Here is a 21,476-nt window from a genome sequence, read left to right on the forward strand (position 1 = left end):
ATAAGAGGTATACTCAAAATACCAGATCATTTTGTAATTTCAAACTGAGTAACTTTGCCGTTTAACTTGGTTAACTGCTTTAACTCAGGAAGCTTACTTTCTAACTCTTTCTTGCTAAGTGAAGGACCTACAAAGACTTTTGTCAGTGTGCCGTTCGGGGTTTTGATTGGACGCGTAAAGGTTTTGAAACCATTCGCTTTTAATTTTTCTTGCAGTGATTTCACATTAGGTGCGTGAGAAAAACTACCCAGTTGAATAACATAAGCCATTTGTGTGAGGTTTTCTTCTGGCTTACGGGTTGGCTCAGGGGTTTTAGCGACTGGCTTGGCAGGCTCTTGCACTGCAACTTTTGGCTCAGCTTTGTTAATTACCGGCTCATCGATAGAAGCTTCAACCATTTGCGGCGCAGTATCAATTTGCTGGGTTTCATTTGCGACAAGATCAGCGTCGTTTGCTTGCGTATCTTCAACCGGGATTTGCGAAGGTTGCTCAGCAGAGGCGACTTTATTATCAATCACCTCTTGCAAGTCTATCGTAGTGAACTCAGGGCGTTCAGGAATAGCTTTAAAGCCTTCTTTATAATGAACCTTCTCACCATCCAAAATGTTTGGAATGAAGACAATAGCCGCCACAACCACAATCGTGGTGCCTACTAAGCGATTAATAAACCCTGCGTTCACCGATTTCCTCTCTATTTTTTAAAGTAATTGATGGCTGCAGCCACAGTTATAAACGAACCGAACACAATCACTAACGTGTTTTCATCAACATTTGGTAATAACGTATCTAGCGCAGTTTCAACACTCTCATAGTGCGTACTAGGCGCTGTTGATGTGGTTTCGGCTAGTGCTTTAGCAAGATTCTCAACTTTATCGCCGCGAAAACAATCTAAACTTGCTAACGACCACTGGTCAACAACATTTGCCACGGCTGACATAGCAGCCACCTTATCTTTATCTGCAAGCATAGCGACTAATGCATGAATTTTAAACCCTTGATCTTTATACACGCTTAATTTGCGTGCCAAATATCGAGCTGACTCAGGGTTATGCGCAACATCGGTAAAAATAAGCGGCTGCTCACTTAACTGCTGAAAGCGCCCTTCTACAGTCAGATTCGCTAAGCAATCACGCACTTGTTGCTCGCTTGGTAGTAGCTCAAGCTTTGCAAGTAAGGTCAACGCGGTTGCTGCATTTTGACAAGGGATAGCAGGCTTAGCTAAGCGCCAATCTTTACCTTGGTACTGCCAGTTAAAGCCTTCACTGTCTTCTGTGAATATGAAGTCACGGCCTGATAACACCATATCAGCGTTAATTTCATTACCATAATCAGTCACTGTATGCGGAATCGCTAAATCGCCAACAATAGCTGGTGTGTTGGTACGGAAAATACCGGCTTTATCGTAACCAACAAGTTCTCGAGTATCACCTAGGTATTCTTTATGGTCTAAATCTATGGTGGTGATCACACAAGCATGCGGATTCACGATATTAGTCGCATCAAAACGGCCACCCAGCCCCACTTCTAGCAGCACATAATCAACGGCGTGACGTTTGAAAATAGCCAGTGCACCTAAGGTACCGTACTCAAAATAAGTAAGCTGCGTGTCACTACGGCCTTTTTCAAGCATATCGAAAGCATCAACATGGAATTGATCGTCAAGCTCTTGGCCATTAATGCGTACGCGCTCGTTATAACGAATAAGATGCGGCGAAGCATAAGTACCCACACTGTAACCCTGTGCAAGTAATAAACTTTCTAGGCAACGGGCTGTAGTCCCTTTACCGTTGGTGCCTGCAATGAGGATTATTTTGCTTGATGTATCGAGTAAGCCAACTTGGTTTGCCACGCGCTCTACGCGCTCTAAACCCATTTCGATATTAGCAGGATGGACACTTTCTAAATAACAAAGCCAATCATCAAGGCTTGATGATTGGCTAGGAAGGATTTCTGTCATAGCGTTTAATCAGTTAAGCTGAAATTTACGCTACTCTATGCTCTTGTTCAGTAGAAGGCAAGTTCATAAATTTCGCTAAGATACGTGCAAGGGTGTCACGCATTTCACGGCGGTCTACAATCATGTCGATTGCACCATGCTCTAGCAAGAATTCACTGCGTTGGAAACCTTCAGGAAGCGTTTCACGAACTGTTTGCTCAATTACGCGAGGACCCGCAAAACCGATAAGCGCTTTAGGTTCAGCAACGTTTACATCACCAAGCATTGCCAGTGATGCAGATACACCACCCATTGTTGGATCAGTTAATACTGAAATAAACGGTAAGCCTTTTTCGCTCATTTTTGCAAGTGCAGCACTTGTTTTAGCCATTTGCATTAATGACATAAGAGCTTCTTGCATACGTGCGCCGCCTGATGCAGAGAAACAAATAAGTGGCATGTCGTGCTCTAAACATTGATCTACAGCTTCAACAAAACGAGCACCTACTACTGACGCCATTGAACCACCCATAAACGAGAACTCAAAAGCAACAGCAGCAACAGGAATACCTTTTAGGCGGCCTTTCATTGCTACAAGTGCGTCTTTTTCGCCGCTTGCTTTTTGTGCTTGGGTAATACGGTCAGAATATTTTTTAGAATCTTTAAACTTTAATACGTCTTTTGGTTCGTGCTCTGCACCAATTTCTTGGCGATCAGCATCATCTAAAAAGTTTTCAAGACGTTTACGGCCACTTAAACGCATGTGGTGATCACACTTAGGACACACGTTGAGTGCTTTTTCTAATTCTGCTTTATATAAAATTGAATCACAGTCTGTACACTTAGCCCAAACCCCTTCTGGGATTTCTTTACGACCTGATGATTTAGTCGTTTTAGGTAAGATTTTTTCTAACCAACTCATTTGCAACTCTCTTAATGCTGTTCTGTGTCGCAGTCTGTTTAATTGAAAACACTCGCTTGTGTTTCTGATAACAAATAAACAGACAGATTTTTTCAATTAAAACATGAATTACCCGCAGACGATATAAAAAACTGGTCTTAGTAGTAGTCTACTAAAGTCTAACTGTCTGAATCAGGTAAAAACAAAGGCCCTAATGGTGTTTTAGGAATGCCAAAATGTTCAGGGTAATCCACGTCAACTAAGTAAAGGCCAGCGGCTTTTGCTGTTGCACTTGCCTTAGCGCGCTCTTTTAAATCAAGTAATTCTTTTAACCACACAGGTTCATGCTTATGTAAACCTATGTCCATCAAACACCCGGTAATGTTTCGTACCATGTGATGTAAAAACGCATTGGCTTTGATATCAATGATCACATAATCACCTTGGCGTTTTACCGATAAATGGTGAATAGTACGATTTGCTGTATTTGCTTGGCAGTGTAGTGCTCTAAACGAAGTAAAGTCATGCTCACCTATTAAATACTGACAGGCTTCTTGCATTTTAGTTTCGTCTAATGGGTGATGAAAATGGGTCACCCCTTCACTCATGATAGCGCCGCGATAGGTGTAATTATAAATCACATAGCGATAACGACGCGCTGTGGCACTAAAACGAGCGTGAAAGTCTTCGCTTACAGGCTTGGCAAAGCGAATAGCAATATCTTTTGGCAGTAAGGTATTCATACCCATCGTAAACGCGACCATTTCACGCTCAGCGTGAGTATCAAAATGGATCACCTGCCCAGTGCCATGTACACCCGCATCGGTGCGGCCTGCACAAACAATTTCGACTGGATGATTACAAATACGCGACAACGCCGTTTCTACTTCTTGTTGTACGCTATTGACGTGTGATTGACGTTGCCAACCACTGTAACGCGCGCCGTTGTACTCTACTCCAAGTGCTACTCGCATAATGCTCTATTTACCTACTGTACTAAATGACGGGGCATTTTATGCGATCTACGAGCGCAATAAAAGCCACTGTCGTAGATCACATTGTTCTGGTTACTCAGATATCACACCAACTCGCTTAACTATTGTTGCGAGCTAGTATTAATCTTCTTCGATGTTATCGAGGCCCTTGGTGCCATCTTTAGCACGAAGCTTGTGGTGGATGGCTGATTTGATCAGCATATAGCCGCTAATAGGTGCGGTGATCAGTAAGAAAATTGAAATCAAAATTTCTTTCACACTGATGCCATCGTGGGTGTAGCTAAAATACACCATGGCAGCAATTAGCAGTGATGCCATGCCAAGCGTTGTCGCTTTAGTTGGACCGTGCAAACGCATAAAAAAGTCAGGCATTTTCACAAGTCCGATTGAACCTATAAGAATAAAGCAACCACCAATTAATAATAAGATTGATACAATCCATTCACTCATCATTTGCTACCTTATTCAATAATATCGCCACGCAGCAGGTATTTACATACCGCTACAGTGCTCACAAAGCCAAGCATGGCGATTAATAATGCGGCTTCAAAATATAAATCGGTGCCCATGCTCATGCCATACAGAATAATTAAAGCAATGGTATTTATGAACATAGTATCTAAAGCCAATATACGATCAGGTACCGACGGCCCAACAATTAAACGCCATAGGTTTAACAATAAAGATATGGCTATCATTGCAAAAACAATTAGAAAAACGGTATCTAGCATCGAAAAATCTCCTTAAGCGGTGCTTCGTAGCGCTGCTTAATAGTATTAATTAACGCTTGTTCATCAGCTAAATCGAGTACATGGATCAATAAGTAGCGCTGCTGAATTTCTTCGCCCTCTTCGAGTGACTCAGGAATAGGATAAACCTCTGCGCTCACTGTACCTGGTGTTAAAGATACTGTGCTGGCCAAAATAGTGATTGGCATTTCATGGCTTAAATCCAATGGTACTTTGATAAAACCTGGGCGTAACTTTTTCGTTGGTCCAAGGATCAACAGAGCAACTTGTAAGTTAGCAGTAACAATATCGTACAGCACTAACAATAAGTGCCTAAACGCAAGACCTGGCCTTACAATAAGCGGCTGTGGATCGCGAAATGGGAATGTGATCCACGGAATAGTAATAGCAAAAAATGCAGCTAAAAACAGGTGTCCTGGCGACACACTATTATTTAACAACAACCATACAATGAATAATAAAACACTGCGAAATGGTGTTGGCAACCAACGAAAGCGAGCTTCTAAACGCATTATTGGCCTCCTTGTAATACAGCGTTGATGCTAGTGTTGATATCAAACAACTGCTCTGATGTTGCTAACATATAGTCTGAAATCGGTCCTGCAAATACAACCATTAATGGTGAACACGCAAGTAATGCAACTACAGCTATCACTTTAACAGGGTGTGCTTTGGTGCCTTCAATTGCTTCACTGTCTTTATGGGTGTGATCCCAAAATAAGCTGGTACCGGCTCGTGAAACCGCCACTAATAACGCTAAACTAGACACTAGGTAGATTGGCCAAAACAACATGGCTTTTTCGCTATCTAGCGTGCTCTTTAAAATCCATACCTTGCCTACAAAGCCAGATAACGGTGGCATACCAACAACAGCAAGCGCAGCCACGACAAAACAAGTACCAAGTAAATATGGCTGTGCAACGGCGCGCCCTGCGACTAACCGGTCAGCAACTTTACCGCGCTGTTGAGCAATTAAATCAGCAATTAAGAATAGTGCTGCGCAAATAATGGTTGAATGCACTAAGTAGTATAGTAATGCCGCGGTTGCAGCAACATTTTGAATCGCAACCAGTGCCACTAAAGTACCGACAGATACAACCACCAGATTCGCAATAAGCTTTCTAAAATCTTGACTCGCTAATACACCAATACCACCCATTACGATGGTCGCTAGTGCTAAGCCCCATAACCAAGGCTGTGCCATATGAGCAAGCTCACCAGCATTATCACCAAATATTACGGTATACACGCGCAACATGGCATACACACCGACCTTGGTCATAATCGCGAATAATGCAGCAACTAATGGCATTGCACTGGCGTAGGTATTCGGTAGCCATAAATGTAACGGTAATAACGCGCCTTTTAACGCAAATACCACGATTAACAGCAAGCCACCAATTTTAGCAAGGTAAACATCATCACCCGTCAGCTGTGGTACTTTTTGCGCTAAATCAGCAATGTTCAATGTGCCTAGCACACCATAAAGTACACCCAGCGCAATCAAAAATACGCTTGAACCAATCAGGTTTAAAATGACGTATTGCAGTGCAGCTCGGGTGCTATGTTTATTGCCGGCATGCATCAATAATGAATACGAAGCAATCAACAGCACTTCAAAAAATACGAACAGGTTAAATACATCGCCCGTTAAAAAGGCACCATTTACACCTAACACTAAAAAGTGCACTAACGGATGGAAAAAGCTCCCTTTTTTATCATCACCTGCACAGCTATAAAGCACTACGACCGCACCAAGGAAACTGGTAAGTAGCACTAGTAGCGTTGCTAGCCTATCGGCAACCAGCACAATACCAAATGGTGCAGACCAATCACCAATTGCGTAAACAAGCGGTGCAGTACTATTTACGTGAAATAATAAATAAGCACTGACCAAGAGTGTAACAATCGACAAAATAACCGACGAAACACGGCGGATATGTAAGTTTTTTCCACATGGCGGCATGAGTAAAATAACGCCTGCCAACATCGGAATTAAAATCGGTAAAGAAGCTAAATGCTGAATCATTTTTGCTCCTTCGATGATTTAACAAGATGGCCATCAACATGGTCATTACCCAAGTCAGCACGGCCACGAATCGCTAAAATAACCACAAAAGCGGTCATCGCAAAGCCAATTACAATGGCGGTTAAAACCAATGCTTGAGGGAGTGGATCGGCATACTCACTACCTGTACCAAGTACAGCGGCTTTGTTAATAGTTAAACGACCTGAAGAGAATAAAAACAGGTTAACTGCATACGACAACATAGTAAGGCCGAGTACCACTGGGAAGGTACGAGCCCGCAATATTAAGTAAATTCCGCATGCAACCAGCACGCCGACGCATGATGCGTACAATACTTCCATTAAATATTTACCTCTTGCTTGGGTGTATCAGCAGTTAATTTACCTAAACTTGCTAAAATCATCAGCGTTGCACCTACAACAGTTAAATACACACCTAAATCAAATACGATAGCACTAGCAAGTTCTGTCTTGCCGACTAGCGGAATATCAAAATAATCAAACCAGGTTGTTAGGAATGGACGTTCAAAGAACCAACTTCCAATACCTGTAAATAATGCAATAGCAATACCTGACGCAATAATCTTACGATAATTCACGTCAAATCTGTCTGCAATCCAATGCGAACCATTAGCCATATATTGCAAAATAAATGCAATCGCGGTAACCAGTCCGGCAATAAAGCCTCCACCTGGTAAGTTATGACCACGTAAGAAAATATACGCAGACACAAGTAATGCAAGTGGTAACAAGCTTTGTGAAATACTCGACAGTAGAATTGGGTAACGCTCTCTTGCCCATGGGCGCCCTTCACTATCACTTGCTGGCATAAACAGCGGCAAGTTAATAAGAAGCTTATAAATACCTAACGCAGCAATACCCAATACGGTAATCTCACCTAGGGTATCAAAACCCCTGAAGTCAACGAGGATAACGTTTACAACGTTAGTACCACCACCGCCAGTTTTTGCATTAGCAACAAAGAAGTCAGAAATTGACTCAAGTGGTCTTGTCAGCAGTGCATAACAAATACTCGCCACGACCACACCAATTGCCGATGAAATACCTAAATCACGCAGAATACGCAGTGAGCTTGATTCTTTCGGAGTACGCTGCGGTAAAAAGAACAGTGCAAGCATTAGTAGCATTACGGTAACAACTTCAACCGTTAACTGGGTTAGCGCTAAATCTGGCGCAGAGAATCGAGTAAATGCAACAGACACCATCAGGCCTACGATTGAAATCATAATCAAAGATATCATTCGTGAGCGGTGCCAAATAACCGTTGCCAACGCACCTATTATTAGTAAGCCAGCACCAATAGCATTGTGGAAATCGATTGGCGTTAACTCGCTTGCTCCTGCTAACTGGCGCATTTCAAATAAAGGCCAGCCCGCACACATGAGCACCACCGCAATCATTACAAAGGCATAGCGCTGTAACGAGCCATTTTCGATACGTTTAATCTTTTCTTGTGACCACTTAATTAAGCTATATAAGCCACGCTCAAAGCCTTTTTTAGCATTAAGAGTTGGTAATGACGCTTGGAAATGGAACAGATGCTTACGCTGCACATAAATCATCACACCCACGCTTGTTGCAATAAAGCTCATCAACAGTGGTAAGTTAAAGCCATGCCATACTGATAACTTATAATCAGGGGCAGCATCACCAAGCACAGCATAAGACGCCGCAGCTAAAATATCGCTTACTGCAAAGTGCGGGAACATACCAACGAGTAAACATAGCACAACCAAAATTTCGATTGGTACACGCATATAGCGCGGTGGCTCATGAGGCTGTTTTGGCAAATCGATTGGGTCGCCATTGAAAAACACGTCGTGAATAAAGCGTGCTGAATACGCAACAGAGAGTGCACCAGCAATCGTCGCTAACACTGGTATTAACCACGACATAGAGCCAAGCACTTGTTGATGTAGAGTTTCGGCAAAGAACATTTCTTTCGACAAGAAACCATTTAACAGTGGCACGCCCGCCATGGCTGCCGCTGCCACCATAGCAAGTGTGGCGGTATACGGCATAAAGCGCCACATACCATTAAGTTTACGCATATCACGGGTGCCAGTTTCATGGTCAATGATACCCGTTGCCATAAATAACGACGCTTTAAAGGTTGCGTGGTTAATGATGTGGAAGATAGCAGCCACTGTAGCAAGCTCAGTATCTAAGCCTAAGAGTAATGTAATTAAACCTAGATGGCTGATTGTTGAATAAGCCAGCAAGCCTTTTAAATCATGCTTAAATAACGCGATGTAAGCGCCAACCAATAAAGTCGCCAGACCCGTCATTGCCACTAAGATAAACCAAGTATCTGTGCCTGATAGCGCTGGATAAAAACGCGCTAATAAAAAGATACCTGCTTTAACCATGGTTGCAGAGTGCAAGTAGGCACTGACTGGTGTCGGTGCCGCCATCGCATGGGGTAACCAAAAATGAAATGGAAATTGTGCAGATTTAGTAAATGCACCTAAAAGCACTAATACCAGCGCAGCTTCATAAAGTGCATGAGATTGAATAAGTGCTTTGCTTGCTAAAATCACATCAAGATTATAGCTACCAACAATATCACCAATCAGTAATAAACCTGCTAGTAACGCAAGACCACCGGCACCGGTAATAGCAAGTGCCATGCGTGCGCCTTTGCGAGCTTCTGACTTATGCCACCAATAGCTAATCAATAAGAACGAGCTAATACTGGTGAGCTCCCAGAAAAACCACAGCTGGATCACATTATTCGACATCACGATGCCGACCATTGCGGTCATAAATAGCATTAAATAGCAGTATAGCTTTGGCATTGAGTCGCTACTACTCAAGTAATAACGCGCATAAAAAATCACCAGGGTACCGATACCCAAGATCATATATAGAAAGAGTAACGTTAAACCATCAAGTCGAAACGAGACTTGCATGTTTAAAAGAGGGATCCACTCAGCAGTGTAGCGAATTGTTTCGCCAGAAAAGACTGCAGGGGTATACGAAAATACAATTCCAAGGGCAATCAAAGGCGCTAACATGGTCAAAGCAGTGCTTTGGTTACGTGTTAGTTTTGAAGTGCAGGATGAAATAACACTGCCGATTAAGGATAACAGGGGTATCCAGAGCAAAGTCATAATTAGGAGCCTTTTAGTGTCATAAGAATATCAATACCGCTCTAGTTTTAATTAGTTGCGTACTGTTCATTTGGATGGTTAAAAGTTGGCTTAAAAAAAGCTTACAATGCGTATAGTTATACTGATCAGGTGCTATTTTGTCTATAGGAGACACACCTATTCGCACAACATTTAACCACTTTGCATACTAAAATAGCAATAAATAGACGATTAGTCAGAAAATTTATGCTCTTTGGAAGCTGTTGTAAACACTGGCTTTAAGCCTAAAAAGGCAAAATATTCAGAAAACCGAATCGGCTTTGTTAAGGGCTGGTTAATTTGTTTTTGCCAAAGCTCTCGGTATTGCTCAGACAGGCTCATAGTTTGGTATTGCATTATTGACCAATTAGGGCTTGGTTTATAGGCTTTTTTGTTGCTACAAGCGATACTTTTTTGCCACCCTTTTGGCGGAGAAACCTCATTTGCAATAAATAGATTTGGCGCAACTAGCCCCTGTTGATTACACAGCCACTGTTGTTTTTGCTCTGCTAAAACATATTCATCTTCAAAACCATTAAAATGCATTAGCTCATGTAGAAATACCGCGTAAGATTGCGATGAATTAATATGCATAATCCCGCCAAGCACATTAGCAGCCCCTTGCTTTGACATCATCACAATAAAGTCAAAACCTTCAGGCCATGAATACTCAGCCGCATTTTGCCAGTTACATTCAAGCGCCCCATCGTTGCCATCACAGCTAAACTTATCGGCAACATAAACAACCTCAGTAAAACAAAAGCTGCCTTTTGCAGGCTCAGGCGCTTTACTATATTGCTGCTTATACTGCTTTAAAGTATCAATGCCTTTGTAATGATCTGTCATCATTAAAACATTAAATTGGCACTGACTGCTTGCCTGTACACTTGATGTTGATAAGGCTAATTGCTGTTGCTGCGCATAAGCTGGGTCAATTTGAGCTGGCGGCATTTGTTGCTGCAACAGCCACGCTTGCTTGGCATCTCCGTCAGGTAACTTGCCAGCTTTACCTAGGTAACTTATATCGAGCCACTGGTTTGCTCTGACTAGCTGCTCCGCTAAGGTTTGTTGCTGAGCTGAAGTGAATTCAGCAAAGTAAGGCTGCCACCATAATTTTGCTGCGGTGTAATCATGTTGCTGCAAAAATCTGAGCGCAAGCTGATACGCAGCATTACTATCATTAAACGTAGCTAACTGGCGAAGCTGTGAGTTACTCAGCACTAAATGCTGCAAATTAATGGCACTGGGTGCCAAATAATAGATAGCTGTTGCTTGTGAAGGAGTAGTATTTGCGTAAAAAGCGTAAGCAGGAATAAAACGAGATATTGAGCTTGAAACAAAACCCAAGCTCAGTAATAGAATAACAGTAAAAGAAACCTTAGCTTGCGTTTTCACCAGCCATTAACTCAAGCTCTAAACGGGCATATTTGTATTCAACAAACTCATGCACATTGGTGGCAAGTGCAAGTCTAAAGTAATCGGCAGCAAGGTAGTTATCACCCGCCGCTTGATGCATTTTAGCTAGGTAGAAATAAGCTTCGCATAAGCGGTGCGCATACTCTTGCTCTGAAGTCACACCTTCAATAATGCCAGATAAAAACTCAAACTCACTAATGTCACCTAAATAAAGTGCCAATAGTTGGTAACCCCATTGCGACTCATCAACACCCTGCGAGTTAGCTTTTAAATCAACTAAGGCCTGCGCTTTATCAGCTTCTGATTGAGCTAAATAAAGCCATAGCACACGATAAGGATTGCTTGGTGAACGATTTAAAAACTGCTGTAAATCATCTTGTGCAAGTGATGGGCGGTCACCATAGTAAAGGGCAATACCACGATTTAAATAGGCATACTCATGCTGCTCGTTAAGCTCAAGTGCCGAATCAAAAAACTCATAAGCTTGTTCATACTGCTGCATTAGTGTGTGATGAATGCCTAAGAAGTTATACACCTCAGCTAGGTCTGGTTTGAGCTTAATCGCACGGTTAAAGTCAATACGCGCCAAGGTCGACATACCTAAGCTGTCAAATAATACACCGCGATCATAATAAAGTTTGGCTTGTTGCTCGGCACTTAAATCAGCACGGTTTAGTAATTCAGAATAGCGAGCAATCGTAATTTCGTTACGAAAATCAGGCGCTAATGGTGCGGTAAAAGGCACATTAACAATAGGGACTGACTCAGGTTGTGAAGTTGTTTGACATGCACTTAAAGAAAAAATAGCCACAGCGGTCAATGCTAAGTGTTTAAAAATCATTAAATTCCTTAATACCTGAATTCTCTGTAGACAAAGGCGAAGCGGATAGGTTTCATTAAAGCATAAAAAAAGAGGCTAAACAGCCCCTTTTTCTTATATCCAGTAAATAACTGGTTATGTAATCATCATTAAGCGTCTTTAGACTCTTCTGCTTTTTCTTCAGCAGCTGGTTCCATTGCTTCTTTGATGCTTAGACGTACACGACCTTGGCGATCTACTTCAAGAACTTTAACTTTAACTTCTTGGCCTTCGCTTAGGTGGTCAGTTACGTTGTTAACACGCTCTGTGCTGATTTGTGAAATGTGCACTAGACCATCTTTACCCGGAAGGATATTAACGAACGCACCAAAATCAACGATACGTACAACTTTACCAGTGTAGATAGTACCTACTTCTAGTTCAGCAGTTAATTGCTCGATACGCTTGATTGCATCGTTTGCGCTGATGCCGTCAGTTGCAGCGATCTTGATTGTACCGTCATCTTCGATTTCAATCGTTGTGCCCGTTTCTTCAGTAAGTTGACGGATAGTTGCGCCACCTTTACCGATAACTTCAGCAATTTTCTTCGCAGGGATTTGCATAGTGTAGATGCGTGGTGCGAATTGAGATAGCTCTTCAGAAGGTGCTGCAATCGCTTCGTCCATAACACCTAAGATGTGTAGACGTGCTGCTTTCGCTTGTTTAAGGGCGATTTGCATGATTTCTTTAGTGATACCTTCGATCTTGATATCCATTTGTAGTGCAGTGATACCGTTTGAAGTACCTGCTACTTTAAAGTCCATGTCACCTAAGTGATCTTCATCACCTAAGATATCTGAAAGAACAACGAAATCGTCGCCTTCTTTAACTAGACCCATCGCGATACCAGCAACAGATGCTTTGATTGGTACACCTGCATTCATAAGTGCTAGTGATGTACCACATACTGATGCCATAGACGATGAACCGTTTGATTCAGTGATTTCTGAAACAACACGGATTGAGTATGGGAAGTCAGTAAGTGTAGGTAGTACCGCAGCGATACCACGCTTAGCTAGGTTACCGTGACCAATTTCACGACGCTTAGGAGAGCCTACAAAACCTGTTTCACCTACGCAGAACGGAGGGAAGTTGTAGTGAAGCATGAAGTGATGCTTGTTAGTACCTGTTAAGTCGTCGATTAACTGTGAATCACGCTCAGTACCAAGCGTTGCAGTTACAAGTGCTTGCGTCTCACCACGCGTGAAGATTGCAGAACCGTGAGTACGTGGTAAAACACCCGTCATTACGTCTAGTGCACGAACCATATCTGGTTCACGACCATCGATACGTTTTTCACCAGCGATGATACGGCCACGAACGATTTCTTTTTCTAAAGAACCAAATAGTTTACCAACTTCTTGCGTATCTAGCTCTTCGCCTTCAGCAAGTTCAGCTGTTAATGTAGCAACCACTTCTTCTTTCGCTGCACCTAGTGCTTCTTTACGCGCTACTTTGTCAGTGATGCGGTATGCTTCACCTACTTTATCAGCAGCAATTGCAGAGATTTTCTCAGCAAGTGTTACGTTTTTCTCTGGTGCAGTCCAATCCCAAGCTGGTTTACCCGCTTCAGCTTTGAACTCGTTGATTGCGTTGATGATAGCTTGAGATTGCTCATGACCATAAACAACCGCACCTAACATTACGTCTTCAGATAGTGTTTCAGCTTCTGATTCAACCATAAGTACTGCGTTATCAGTACCAGCAACAACTAGGTCTAATTGGCTTTCTTCAAGCTCAGCGAGTGTTGGGTTAAGTACGTATTCACCGTTGATGAAACCAACACGTGATGCACCGATAGGACCATTGAATGGGATACCAGAGATAGCAAGTGCTGCTGAAGTACCGATCATAGCAACCATGTCAGGTTGGATTTCTGGGTTAACAGAAACAACTGTCGCGATTACTTGTACTTCGTTTACGAAGCCGTCTGGGAAAAGTGGACGGATTGGACGGTCGATTAGACGAGCGATAAGTGTTTCGCCATCGTTAGGACGACCTTCACGCTTAAGGAAACCACCAGGGATACGACCCGCAGCGTACATACGCTCTTGGTAGTTAACTGTTAGTGGGAAGAAGTCTTGGCCTGGTTGTGCATCACGCTTACCAACAACAGTAACTAATACTGAAGTATCGCCAATGCTTGCTAGTACTGCGCCGTCAGCTTGACGAGCGATAGCACCTGTTTCTAGGGTCACAGTGTGTTGACCTAGTTGAAATTCTTTAATAATTGCTTGCACTTAAAAATGTCCTTTAAATGTAAAAGCAACTCAGAGCTATGCTCCGAATTGGTAAAAAATAGTCCATCAAAGTACCAATTACAGTACTTAATTGTGCTTATGAAAACACGATTAAGTACTACAATTGGCAATGATGTTTTTTAATATCTAAGCAGTATCCACTACCTAGGTGTGCGCTAGTATACCTTTCATGCGCGCACAAAAAAAGGGGCTAAATAGCCCCTTTTCTCGTAATCTAGTTCTTAGCGACGTAGGCCAAGCTCTTGGATTAACGCAGTGTAACGTGCAATGTCTTTACCTTTAAGGTAGTCAAGCAGTTTACGGCGTTGGCTTACTTTGCGAAGAAGACCACGACGTGAGTGGAAGTCGTGCTTGTGGCTAGCAAAGTGACCTTGAAGCTTGTTGATATCGAAAGTTAGAAGTGCAACTTGTACTTCAGGTGAACCAGTGTCGCCTTCAGCGCGTGCAAATTTAGCGATGATTTCAACTTTTTCTTGATTGCTTAGTGACATAGTAACTCCAAAAATTAATTTAAATTGTGTTTTAGCCGATCACTAATTCAGCCAAAACGATTGAGCGGGGCGTATTCTACCCAGCTTTGCTCATAACTACAAGGTAATCTTTACTCAGGCAGTTGATTTGATAAGCCGCGCTTTGATTTTAAATGACCGTCTTTATGACGCTCACCAGTACCAATGAACACCCCATCAGCCATTACCTTTACCACACCATCTGGTACAGGCTTACCAATCACCACTGTTTGACCATGACTAAATGCCACTCCCTGCTCTTGAGTGATCTCAATCACAGGTAAATCAACCAAAGCAGTATCCATTGGCAGTAGTAGCTCATCGAGGTAGCTTGAAGGCGCAACATCGTCTGCTTTTGCCTGCTGTAGCTTTTCTTCAAGTTGCTCAAGAGTAACCATTTTTTCACTTGGATAGTGGCCAACAGCACTGCGATGTAACATGATGACATGCGCACCACAGCCAAGCTTTTCACCTAAGTCGTCAACAATAGTACGAATATAAGTGCCTTTAGACACGTGTGCCGTCATTTGTACTTCGTTATTAGCTTCATCAAACTCATCAAGCGTTAAACTAAATACATTAATTTTTCGACACTTACGCGGCACTTCGATACCTTCGCGAGCATATTTATACAAAGGCTGGCCTTGGTATTTTAGCGCAGAGTACATCGAAGGGTATTGATCCGACTCACCTAAGAAACTGGCAATTTGCTCAGCTAATTGTTCACGGGTGACCGATACGTCACGCGTTTCAACCACTTCACCATCTGAATCAGAGGTCGTGGTTCGCTCACCAAGTTTGGCGCGTACAACATAGGTTTTGTCAGTATCAAGCAAGAACTGGGTAAACTTAGTCGCTTCACCAAAACAAATAGGCAGCATACCCGTCGCGAGCGGATCAAGCGCACCGGTGTGGCCTGCTTTTTGTGCAAAGTAAATTCCCTTTGCTTGCTGCAATGCTTTGTTTGATGAAATACCTTGCGGCTTATTAAGTAATAAGATGCCGTCAATAGCACGACCTTTACTGCGTCTAGCCATTAGTCTTTAGTGCCTTCTTCGCTGTCATCTTCGTCTACATGCTTGGCATTGTCTTCACGAATAACTGAGTCAACCAAGTTTGAAATACGCATACCTTCCATAAGCGAGTTATCGATCACAAAACGTAACTCAGGCATGATGCGCGCACGAATGCGTTTACCTAATAAAGAACGAATATAACCCGTTGCTTCATTTAAGATTTTAGCGCTTTGCTTGGCTTTATCTTCATCGTCAGTATTAAACACTGTGATAAATACTTTTGCGTAAGATAAATCGCGAGATACCTCAACCGCAGACACTGTCACCATGCCTAAGCGTGGATCTTTGATTTCGCGTTGAAGAATAACAGCAATCTCTTTTTGAATTTGCTGTGCAACACGATCAGTGCGAGAAAATTCTCTCATTTCATTTCACTCTAAAATAATAACTTATTGATGTTAAAGAATAAGTTAATTTAATTACGAATACACAAATGGGGGCTAGGCCCCCATTTAAAATAGTGACTTAAACGAAATTAAAGTGAACGTTGTACTTCAACCGTCTCGAATACCTCGATTTGGTCGCCAACTTTAACATCGTTGTAGTTCTTAACGCCGATACCACATTCCATACCGTTACGAACTTCTTGAACGTCATCTTTAAAGCGACGTAGTGACTCAAGTTCACCTTCATAGATAACCACGTTATCACGAAGTACACGGATAGGCGCGCTACGCTTAACGATACCTTCAGTAACCATACAGCCTGCGATTGCACCAATCTTCGGTGACTTGAACACGTCACGAACTTCAGCAAGACCAATGATCTCTTGCTTGAATTCTGGTGCAAGCATACCTGACATCGCTTGTTTAACTTCTTCAATCAGGCTATAGATTACGCTGTAGTAACGTAAGTCTAGGTTTTCTGACTCAATTACTTTACGAGCTGATGCATCAGCACGTACGTTAAAGCCAACAACGATTGCGTTTGACGCCGCTGCAAGCGTTGCATCAGTTTCAGTGATACCACCTACACCTGAACCAACAATCTTCACTTTAACTTCATCAGTAGAAAGCTTAGTTAATGAATCAGCGATTGCTTCAATTGAACCTTGTACGTCAGCTTTAAGAACGATGTTAACTTCTGATACATCGCCTTCAGCCATGTTCGTAAACATGTTTTCAAGCTTCGCTTTTTGTTGACGAGCAAGCTTCACTTCACGGAACTTACCTTGACGGTAAAGTGCAACTTCACGCGCTTTACGCTCATCTTTAACTACTGTTGCTTCATCACCAGCAGCTGGGATACCAGATAGACCTAAAATCTCAACGGGGATAGACGGACCCGCAGACTTGATGTCTTTACCGTTCTCATCTTTCATCGCACGAACACGGCCATATTCAAGACCACACAGTACGATATCACCTTGGTTAAGCGTACCAGACTGAACTAGGATTGACGCAACTGGACCACGGCCTTTATCAAGACGTGATTCAATTACAACACCTGCAGCCATACCTTCAGCTGGTGCAGTTAGCTCTAGGATTTCAGCTTGCATTAGTACTGCTTCAAGTAGGTCATCAATACCTAAACCTGTTTTTGCTGAGATATGAACGAATTGCGTGTCACCACCCCACTCTTCTGGGATAACGTCTAATTGTGCTAGTTCGTTCTTAACGCGATCTGGGTCGATGCCTTCTTTATCCATCTTGTTTACTGCGATGATTAAAGGAACGCCTGCAGCACGGGCGTGCTGAACCGCTTCTTTAGTTTGTGGCATTACACCATCATCCGCAGCAACGACTAGGATTACGATATCCGTTGCTTTAGCACCACGTGCACGCATTGATGTAAACGCGGCGTGGCCCGGAGTATCTAAGAACGTGATCATGTGACCATTTGTTTCAACGTGGTATGCACCAATGTGCTGTGTAATACCACCTGCCTCACCTGAAGCAACTTTTGCTGAACGAATGTAGTCAAGTGTTGACGTTTTACCGTGGTCAACGTGACCCATTACTGTTACAACCGGTGCACGAGGAATTGCTTTACCTTCTTCGCTACGGTCGCTTAGTACTTTCTCTTCTAATTCGTTTTCTTTAACGATGATAACCTTGTGACCCATTTCTTCAGCTACAAGTTGTGCTGTTTCTTGGTCGATCACTTGGTTGATGGTAACCATGTCACCCATCTTCATCATCGTTTTAACAACTTCAGCACCTTTTACAGCCATACGTGATGCAAGCTCAGCAACAGTGATTGTTTCACTGATACGAACTTCGTTTTTCACGTCTGCTGTTGGTTTTTGGAAACCATGTTGTAAAGACGTTGGTGCTTTCAGCTTACCTTTCTTGCCTTTAGGACCAGTAGGCTGTTTCTCTTTTTGAGGTCCTTTTTTCTTTTTCTTACGACGAGCGCTTTGCTCTTCACGTGCATCAGATTCATCTTCTGCTTCACGTGCGTAAGTAGAAGTCGTAAGGTGGTGATCAGCGTTTTCTTCACGCTGCTTACGCTCTTCTTCTTCCTTTTTCCAGCGAGCTTCATTTTCTTCAGCTAGCTTTCTTGCCTCTTCTGCTTGACGTTTCGCTTCTTCTTCAGCTTTTCTCAATGCGGCCTCTTCTGCTTCTTTTTGCAGACGCTCAGCTTCGGCGCGATCTTGTTCAGACTTAGCACTTTGCTCTGGGGTCATCTGCTTCTGTTTCGCTTTACGCTCAGCTTCAGCTTTACGTTTAGCCTCTTCTTTGGCTTTACGCTCAGCTTCTTCTTTCGCTTTGCGCTCTGCCTCTTGTTTCGCTTTAAGCTCTTCAGCTTCTTGCTGGGCTTTAAGCTCTGCTGCTTTACGTGCAGCTTCTTCTGCAGCTAAACGCTCTTCTTCTTGCTGTTGCTCAATGGCGCTTTTCTTAACGTAAGTACGTGTTTTACGTACTTCAACTTGCACAGACTTCGCTTTACCTGTAGAGCCAGTTACGCTTAGCGTACTTTTGCTTTTACGTTGCAAAGTCATGCGAGCTGGGCCTTCTGAGCCCGTGCCGCCGTGCTGCTTGCTCAAGTGATCTAATAACGTCGACTTTTCAGACTCAGTTACCATATCACCTGCTTTTTTAGAAATACCGGCTTGTTCTAGCTGCTGTAGTAATTTATCAACAGTTGTACCAATATCTCCGGCTAGTTTTTCAACATTTACTTCTGCCATAGTGTGTAATACCTCCGTTAATAAATTACTCGTCTGCGAACCAACAAATGTTACGCGCAGCCATAATTAGTTTGCCAGCTTCTTCTTCTGAAAGTTCAGTGATGTCTACTAACTCATCAATGCCTTGCTCAGCTAAGTCTTCAAGTGTTACTACACCTTTACTTGCCATAACAAATGCAAGGTGACGCTCTAAACCTTCAAGTGCTAGTAGGTCTTCTGCAGGTTCTGCACCTTCTAGGCTTTCTTCTGTTTTAAGCGCTTTCGTTGTTAATGCGTCTTTTGCACGTGAACGTAAGATATCAACTGTTTCTTCATCTAAACCGTCAATTTCTAAGAATTCTGATGCTGGTACGTAAGCCACTTCTTCAAGTGTTGAGAAACCTTCGTTGATAAGTAAAGTTGCAAACTCATCATCAATATCTAGGTATTCAGTGAATAAGTTGATTAGCTTATCTGATTCAGCTTCGTTCTTCGCACGCATGTCATCAACGGTCATTACGTTTAATTCCCAACCAGTTAACTGGCTAGCAAGACGAACGTTTTGACCATTACGACCGATTGCTTGTGCTAGGTTATCGGCTTCAACAGCGATATCCATTGAGTGTGTATCTTCGTCCATTACGATTGACGCAACTTCTGCTGGCGCCATTGCATTGATAACGAATTGCGCTGGGTTGTCATCGTAAAGAACGATATCAACACGCTCACCACCAAGCTCAGTTGAAACTGCTTGTACACGTGCACCACGCATACCAACACACGCACCTACTGGGTCGATACGTTTGTCGTTAGATTTTACCGCGATTTTTGCACGAGAGCCTGGATCACGTGCAGCTGCACGTAGTTCAATCATCTCTTCGCCAATCTCTGGCACCTCAATGCGGAAAAGTTCCATTAGCATTTCTGGCTTAGAACGCGTTACAAATAACTGCGCGCCACGAGCTTCAGGCTTAACTTCATAAAGAAGACCACGGATACGGTCACCCGGGCGGAAGTTTTCACGCGGTAACATATCATCACGGTAGATAACCGCTTCAGCATTGTTACCTAGGTCAAGTACGATAGCATCACGGGTTGCTTTTTTAACAACACCTGTTACTAATTCGCCTTGTTGATCTTTGTATTCTTCAACCACTAATGCACGCTCAGCTTCACGTACTTTTTGTACGATAACTTGCTTAGCCATTTGTGTTGTAATACGGTCAAACTTGATTGACTCAATTTGTTCTTCAACGTAATCGCCTAATTGTAGGCTTTCGTCTTCAACCTGTGCCGCTTCAAGTGTGATTTCGCTGTAAGGGTTTTCTAAAGAACCATCTTCAAGAACTTCAGCAATCTTCCAACGACGGAATGTGTCGTAATCACCTGTTTTACGATCGATTGATACGCGAACTTCAATTTCGCCATCGTGTTTTTTCTTTGTCGCAGTCGCTAATGCGAACTCTAACGCTTCAAAAATCTTTTCTTTTGGAACCGCTTTCTCATTGGAGACGGCTTCAGCAACCAATAATATTTCTTTTGCCATGGGTTATGCCTCGCTTGCCCTATTCCTTCGCACTCGAATTAAAACTTTGCGATGATGTTCGCACGTTCAATGTTACTGATCATAATCATATGCTCAGTGCCATCTGCTGAAAGTGTGATCATATCACTGCTAACTGATACTAAATCGCCTTTAAAGTTACGACGACCATCTTGCGGAAGCTTAGTACGCACGCGTACTTCTTCTCCTTGCGCCTTCTCGTAGTGATCTTGTTTGAATAATGGACGATCAACACCAGGAGACGAAACTTCCAAATCATATTCATTTGTAATTGGGTCTTCGACGTCTAAAATTGCGCTAACTTGACGACTAACGTCGGCACAATTGTCAACCGTAATCCCTGCATCGTGATCGATATAAACACGTAATGTAGAGTGGCGACCAGCTTGCACAAACTCAAGACCATGTAACTCAAAGCCTAACATTTCAACGGCCGGTGAGAGCATGGCTACTAAATCTTGCTCAAGTTTTGTCACGAAAATCCTCCATACAAACAAAAAAAGGGCATATAGCCCTGAAATACTGAGTTTAATAATGATTTAAAATCACCGCCAAGCAGATACAACAACGCCCCGAACCAAGCGGGGCGTCACACCTAAAGCATAAAACTGTGTGGCCTAGGGCCAAGCTTGGTTGCGAGTCAGTCACCTGACTAAATTAAACTAGATAGCCTAAACGCAAAACGCGCATTACCAGAATGCGCGACTTCATACAGTAAAAATTACTGTGCATACTAAGTACACTTACAATGCCTTAGCATGTATTTGGTTGCGGGAGCCGGATTTGAACCGACGACCTTCGGGTTATGAGCCCGACGAGCTACCAGGCTGCTCCATCCCGCGCCAATAGATATTAAAAGTAACTTAATATCGTTTAATCGAGTGCTAAACACCTCAATTCAATGGCGGCTATTATAAG

General features: G+C 42.8%; 19 protein-coding genes and 1 tRNA gene. All 20 read right to left on the reverse strand.

Annotation, left to right across the window (positions count from 1 at the left end; translation table 11 throughout):
* Window positions 1-26: 26 nt before the first annotated feature.
* Window positions 27-680 carry an SPOR domain-containing protein gene (locus IMPJCBKJ_RS18965; RefSeq protein ID WP_166341598.1) on the reverse strand — a complete coding sequence of 218 codons (654 nt, stop codon included), beginning with the start codon at window positions 678-680 and terminating at the stop codon, window positions 27-29.
* Window positions 681-691: 11 nt separating this feature from the next.
* Window positions 692-1,957, reverse strand: coding sequence for a bifunctional tetrahydrofolate synthase/dihydrofolate synthase (gene folC, locus IMPJCBKJ_RS18970; protein WP_166341600.1), 1,266 nt, complete (start codon window positions 1,955-1,957; stop codon window positions 692-694).
* Between the two features lie 25 nt (window positions 1,958-1,982).
* The gene (gene accD, locus IMPJCBKJ_RS18975) at window positions 1,983-2,858 is read right to left on the reverse strand and encodes an acetyl-CoA carboxylase, carboxyltransferase subunit beta (protein WP_055021719.1); all 876 of its coding nucleotides are present in this window, start codon (window positions 2,856-2,858) and stop codon (window positions 1,983-1,985) included.
* A gap of 158 nt (window positions 2,859-3,016) precedes the next feature.
* A complete protein-coding gene (gene truA, locus IMPJCBKJ_RS18980; protein ID WP_054553162.1) occupies window positions 3,017-3,811 on the reverse strand; it encodes a tRNA pseudouridine(38-40) synthase TruA in 795 nt (264 codons plus the stop codon).
* Window positions 3,812-3,952: 141 nt separating this feature from the next.
* Window positions 3,953-4,285: a Na+/H+ antiporter subunit G gene (locus tag IMPJCBKJ_RS18985; RefSeq protein WP_054553163.1), complete on the reverse strand. Its 333-nt coding sequence runs from the start codon at window positions 4,283-4,285 to the stop codon at window positions 3,953-3,955.
* Window positions 4,286-4,293: 8 nt separating this feature from the next.
* Window positions 4,294-4,563, reverse strand: a complete 270-nt coding sequence (locus tag IMPJCBKJ_RS18990) for a K+/H+ antiporter subunit F (RefSeq protein ID WP_054553164.1) — start codon at window positions 4,561-4,563, stop codon at window positions 4,294-4,296.
* Complete coding sequence (locus tag IMPJCBKJ_RS18995; RefSeq protein WP_054553165.1) at window positions 4,557-5,093, reverse strand: Na+/H+ antiporter subunit E; 537 nt, start codon at window positions 5,091-5,093, stop codon at window positions 4,557-4,559. Before IMPJCBKJ_RS18995 ends, IMPJCBKJ_RS18990 begins: the two co-directional genes overlap by 7 nt.
* The gene (locus tag IMPJCBKJ_RS19000; RefSeq protein ID WP_138598983.1) at window positions 5,093-6,610 is read right to left on the reverse strand and encodes a monovalent cation/H+ antiporter subunit D; all 1,518 of its coding nucleotides are present in this window, start codon (window positions 6,608-6,610) and stop codon (window positions 5,093-5,095) included. The genes IMPJCBKJ_RS18995 and IMPJCBKJ_RS19000 overlap by 1 nt, the downstream gene beginning before the upstream one ends.
* Window positions 6,607-6,951 carry a Na+/H+ antiporter subunit C gene (locus tag IMPJCBKJ_RS19005; RefSeq protein WP_054553167.1) on the reverse strand — a complete coding sequence of 115 codons (345 nt, stop codon included), beginning with the start codon at window positions 6,949-6,951 and terminating at the stop codon, window positions 6,607-6,609. Before IMPJCBKJ_RS19005 ends, IMPJCBKJ_RS19000 begins: the two co-directional genes overlap by 4 nt.
* On the reverse strand, window positions 6,951-9,743 hold the full coding sequence (locus tag IMPJCBKJ_RS19010) for a monovalent cation/H+ antiporter subunit A (RefSeq protein WP_054553168.1): 2,793 nt from the start codon (window positions 9,741-9,743) through the stop codon (window positions 6,951-6,953). Before IMPJCBKJ_RS19010 ends, IMPJCBKJ_RS19005 begins: the two co-directional genes overlap by 1 nt.
* A 210-nt stretch (window positions 9,744-9,953) precedes the next feature.
* The gene (locus IMPJCBKJ_RS19015) at window positions 9,954-11,156 is read right to left on the reverse strand and encodes a hypothetical protein (protein ID WP_166341602.1); all 1,203 of its coding nucleotides are present in this window, start codon (window positions 11,154-11,156) and stop codon (window positions 9,954-9,956) included.
* Window positions 11,140-12,018: a lipoprotein NlpI gene (nlpI, locus tag IMPJCBKJ_RS19020; RefSeq protein WP_166341604.1), complete on the reverse strand. Its 879-nt coding sequence runs from the start codon at window positions 12,016-12,018 to the stop codon at window positions 11,140-11,142. Before nlpI ends, IMPJCBKJ_RS19015 begins: the two co-directional genes overlap by 17 nt.
* 128 nt (window positions 12,019-12,146) lie before the next feature.
* On the reverse strand, window positions 12,147-14,276 hold the full coding sequence (gene pnp, locus IMPJCBKJ_RS19025) for a polyribonucleotide nucleotidyltransferase (protein WP_054562096.1): 2,130 nt from the start codon (window positions 14,274-14,276) through the stop codon (window positions 12,147-12,149).
* Window positions 14,277-14,518: 242 nt separating this feature from the next.
* Window positions 14,519-14,788: a 30S ribosomal protein S15 gene (gene rpsO / locus IMPJCBKJ_RS19030; RefSeq protein ID WP_054553172.1), complete on the reverse strand. Its 270-nt coding sequence runs from the start codon at window positions 14,786-14,788 to the stop codon at window positions 14,519-14,521.
* 110 nt (window positions 14,789-14,898) lie between these two features.
* The gene (gene truB / locus IMPJCBKJ_RS19035) at window positions 14,899-15,843 is read right to left on the reverse strand and encodes a tRNA pseudouridine(55) synthase TruB (protein ID WP_054553173.1); all 945 of its coding nucleotides are present in this window, start codon (window positions 15,841-15,843) and stop codon (window positions 14,899-14,901) included.
* On the reverse strand, window positions 15,843-16,247 hold the full coding sequence (gene rbfA, locus IMPJCBKJ_RS19040) for a 30S ribosome-binding factor RbfA (RefSeq protein WP_054553174.1): 405 nt from the start codon (window positions 16,245-16,247) through the stop codon (window positions 15,843-15,845). The genes truB and rbfA overlap by 1 nt, the downstream gene beginning before the upstream one ends.
* 110 nt (window positions 16,248-16,357) lie before the next feature.
* Window positions 16,358-19,015: a translation initiation factor IF-2 gene (gene infB, locus IMPJCBKJ_RS19045; protein WP_054553175.1), complete on the reverse strand. Its 2,658-nt coding sequence runs from the start codon at window positions 19,013-19,015 to the stop codon at window positions 16,358-16,360.
* Window positions 19,016-19,040: 25 nt separating this feature from the next.
* On the reverse strand, window positions 19,041-20,540 hold the full coding sequence (gene nusA, locus IMPJCBKJ_RS19050) for a transcription termination factor NusA (protein WP_054553176.1): 1,500 nt from the start codon (window positions 20,538-20,540) through the stop codon (window positions 19,041-19,043).
* 38 nt (window positions 20,541-20,578) lie between these two features.
* A complete protein-coding gene (gene rimP / locus IMPJCBKJ_RS19055; protein WP_054553177.1) occupies window positions 20,579-21,034 on the reverse strand; it encodes a ribosome maturation factor RimP in 456 nt (151 codons plus the stop codon).
* A gap of 289 nt (window positions 21,035-21,323) precedes the next feature.
* Window positions 21,324-21,400, reverse strand: a tRNA-Met gene (locus IMPJCBKJ_RS19060).
* Between the last annotated feature and the right edge of the window lie 76 nt (window positions 21,401-21,476).

Source organism: Pseudoalteromonas sp. MB47, assembly GCF_011319765.1.
Classification (GTDB): domain Bacteria; phylum Pseudomonadota; class Gammaproteobacteria; order Enterobacterales; family Alteromonadaceae; genus Pseudoalteromonas; species Pseudoalteromonas simplex.

Coding starts and splice junctions, on each gene's coding strand:
- nusA (WP_054553176.1), bottom strand. CDS start 20,540: ATGGCAAAAGAAATATTATTGGTTGCTGAAGCCGTCTCCAATGAGAAA.
- truB (WP_054553173.1), bottom strand. CDS start 15,843: ATGGCTAGACGCAGTAAAGGTCGTGCTATTGACGGCATCTTATTACTT.
- truA (WP_054553162.1), bottom strand. CDS start 3,811: ATGCGAGTAGCACTTGGAGTAGAGTACAACGGCGCGCGTTACAGTGGT.
- infB (WP_054553175.1), bottom strand. CDS start 19,015: ATGGCAGAAGTAAATGTTGAAAAACTAGCCGGAGATATTGGTACAACT.
- accD (WP_055021719.1), bottom strand. CDS start 2,858: ATGAGTTGGTTAGAAAAAATCTTACCTAAAACGACTAAATCATCAGGT.
- IMPJCBKJ_RS18985 (WP_054553163.1), bottom strand. CDS start 4,285: ATGATGAGTGAATGGATTGTATCAATCTTATTATTAATTGGTGGTTGC.
- nlpI (WP_166341604.1), bottom strand. CDS start 12,018: ATGATTTTTAAACACTTAGCATTGACCGCTGTGGCTATTTTTTCTTTA.
- IMPJCBKJ_RS19010 (WP_054553168.1), bottom strand. CDS start 9,743: ATGACTTTGCTCTGGATACCCCTGTTATCCTTAATCGGCAGTGTTATT.
- IMPJCBKJ_RS18995 (WP_054553165.1), bottom strand. CDS start 5,093: ATGCGTTTAGAAGCTCGCTTTCGTTGGTTGCCAACACCATTTCGCAGT.
- folC (WP_166341600.1), bottom strand. CDS start 1,957: ATGACAGAAATCCTTCCTAGCCAATCATCAAGCCTTGATGATTGGCTT.
- IMPJCBKJ_RS19005 (WP_054553167.1), bottom strand. CDS start 6,951: ATGGAAGTATTGTACGCATCATGCGTCGGCGTGCTGGTTGCATGCGGA.
- IMPJCBKJ_RS18990 (WP_054553164.1), bottom strand. CDS start 4,563: ATGCTAGATACCGTTTTTCTAATTGTTTTTGCAATGATAGCCATATCT.
- IMPJCBKJ_RS19000 (WP_138598983.1), bottom strand. CDS start 6,610: ATGATTCAGCATTTAGCTTCTTTACCGATTTTAATTCCGATGTTGGCA.
- rbfA (WP_054553174.1), bottom strand. CDS start 16,247: ATGAGAGAATTTTCTCGCACTGATCGTGTTGCACAGCAAATTCAAAAA.
- rpsO (WP_054553172.1), bottom strand. CDS start 14,788: ATGTCACTAAGCAATCAAGAAAAAGTTGAAATCATCGCTAAATTTGCA.